Raw genomic sequence first — 1861 nt, forward strand, 5'->3', positions numbered from 1 at the left:
CCGGCGGGTTCGGGGATCGGGGTGGTCACGGGGTCTCCGGTCGCGGGTGGGGTTCGGTGACGAGCGGACGGGCTCGGGCGGATGGTGGGTGGCCGGCGAGCGGGCGCGGGCGCCGGCTCAGCCGGTGGCCGGGACGGCCAGGTCGTACAGGTAGTGCATCAGGGTCATCAGGGTGTCCCGGCTGGACTCCCGGCTGCGCGCGTCGCAGCTGACGATCGGCACCTCGGACGGCAGGTCCAGCGCGCTCCGCAGCTCGTCGAGCGGAACGGCCGGGGCCTCCGGGAAGCTGTTGACGGCCACCACGAAGGGCACACCGCGCTCCTCCAGCCGCCCGATCACCTCGAAGCTGACCTCCAGCCGCCGGGTGTCCACCAGGACCACCGCGCCCAAGGCGCCCTCGAACAGGCCGTTCCAGAGGAACCAGAACCGCTCCTGGCCGGGGGTGCCGAAGACGTACAGCACGAGCCGGTCGCTGATGCTGATCCGGCCGAAGTCCATGGCCACGGTGGTGGAGGTCTTCTGCTCGACGCCGGTCGGGTCGTCCACCCCGACCCCGGCCTGGGTCATGGTCTCCTCGGTGGTCAGCGGGCGGATCTCGCTGACCGCGCTGACCAGCGTCGTCTTGCCGACGCCGAAGCCGCCGACCACCACCACCTTGACCGCCGTGGTGACGGAGTCCGGCAGCAGGTCCGCCCCGGCCGGCCCGACCACCGTGTCAGAGCCGCTGAAGTCCATGGATCACCGCCTCCAACAGGGCACGGTCGGGGAGTTCCGCCGCGGGCACGGCGGCGCTGCGGGCCTCGATCAGCCCGTCGTCGAGCAGGTCCGCCAGCAGCACGGTGACCACGCTGACGGGGAGCTCCAGGTAGGCGGAGACCTCCGCGACCGAGAGCGGGGAGCGGCACAGCCGCAGGATCGCGGCGTGCTCCGGCTGGTGGGCGGGGGTCGGCTCCGCGCGGGAGACGATCAGGGTGACCAGGTCGAAGACCCCCGGCCCCGAGGGGCCGCTGCGGCCCCGGGTGATGACGTACAGCCGGTCGGGCTCGGGGCCGTCCCAGCCGCCCTGCGCGGCCGTCATGCCACCGCCTCACTGTGCTCGTTCATGTGCCCGTCCCGCCGCCGGAGCTCGGCGCGGCAGGGCGGGACGGGTGGCGGTTCACGCGACCGCCTCGGGGTTGCGCGGCGGCGTGGACAGGTGCTCGCCGATCCGGGCGACCAGGTCGCGCATCTGGTGGCTCACCAGCCCGGCGTCCACGCCCTCGTCGGCGAGCACCGCGAGGTAGGCGCGGTCACCGGCGGCCATCAGGTAGAAGTAGCCGCCGTCCACCTCGATCACCACCAGCCGCATCGAGCCGTCGCCGTGCGGGAACTCGTGGCCGATCGCGCCGGCCAGGCTCTGCAGCCCGGCACAGGCGGCGGCGAGGCGGTCGGCGGTGTCCGGGTCGGTGCCGTACTGGGCGATCCGCAGGCCGTCGGCGGACAGCACGATGACGTGGCGCACGCACGGGACGCTGTGCGCGAGGTCGTTGAGGATCCAGTCCATGTTGCTGCGGTGCGGAATCACTGCTCGCCTTTCCCTGCCGTCTCTTCACTGGTGTGTGCGGCGCTGGTGCGTCCGGCACCCGACTGCCCGGCGTCCGTCTGCCCGGCGTCCGTTCGTCCGGCACCGGTCTGTTCGGCGTCCGTGGCGCGCCCGGCGCCCGCCGGACCGGACGGGCTCGGCCCGGTCCCCTTGATGCCGTCCATGAACGCCTCCAGCCACAGGCCCGGCTGCTTCGGCTCCTTGGCGGGGCGCGACGCCTGGGCCGGCGGGCCGACCAGCGGACCGGGCGGCTGCGCCGTCGGCCCGCCGGGCTGCGCG

General features: G+C 74.0%; 3 protein-coding genes and 1 pseudogene. All 4 read right to left on the reverse strand.

Annotated features, from left to right (window positions below; translation table 11 throughout):
- Window positions 1-117: 117 nt before the first annotated feature.
- Window positions 118-735, reverse strand: a complete 618-nt coding sequence (locus tag AE652_RS40575) for an ATP/GTP-binding protein (protein WP_049660854.1) — start codon at window positions 733-735, stop codon at window positions 118-120.
- Window positions 716-1078, reverse strand: coding sequence for a DUF742 domain-containing protein (locus tag AE652_RS40580; RefSeq protein WP_049660856.1), 363 nt, complete (start codon window positions 1076-1078; stop codon window positions 716-718). The genes AE652_RS40575 and AE652_RS40580 overlap by 20 nt, the downstream gene beginning before the upstream one ends.
- 78 nt (window positions 1079-1156) lie before the next feature.
- Entirely contained in the window at window positions 1157-1543 is a 387-nt protein-coding gene (locus AE652_RS40585) for a roadblock/LC7 domain-containing protein (RefSeq protein WP_181970384.1), read from the reverse strand.
- 17 nt (window positions 1544-1560) lie between these two features.
- Window positions 1561-1861 (reverse strand): annotated as a pseudogene (locus AE652_RS48850) (hypothetical protein); the annotation flags it as partial.

It is taken from the genome of Kitasatospora sp. MY 5-36, from assembly GCF_001182915.1.
Lineage (GTDB): Bacteria > Actinomycetota > Actinomycetes > Streptomycetales > Streptomycetaceae > Kitasatospora.

Coding starts and splice junctions, on each gene's coding strand:
- AE652_RS40575 (WP_049660854.1), bottom strand. CDS start 735: ATGGACTTCAGCGGCTCTGACACGGTGGTCGGGCCGGCCGGGGCGGAC.
- AE652_RS40580 (WP_049660856.1), bottom strand. CDS start 1,078: ATGACGGCCGCGCAGGGCGGCTGGGACGGCCCCGAGCCCGACCGGCTG.
- AE652_RS40585 (WP_181970384.1), bottom strand. CDS start 1,543: ATGGACTGGATCCTCAACGACCTCGCGCACAGCGTCCCGTGCGTGCGC.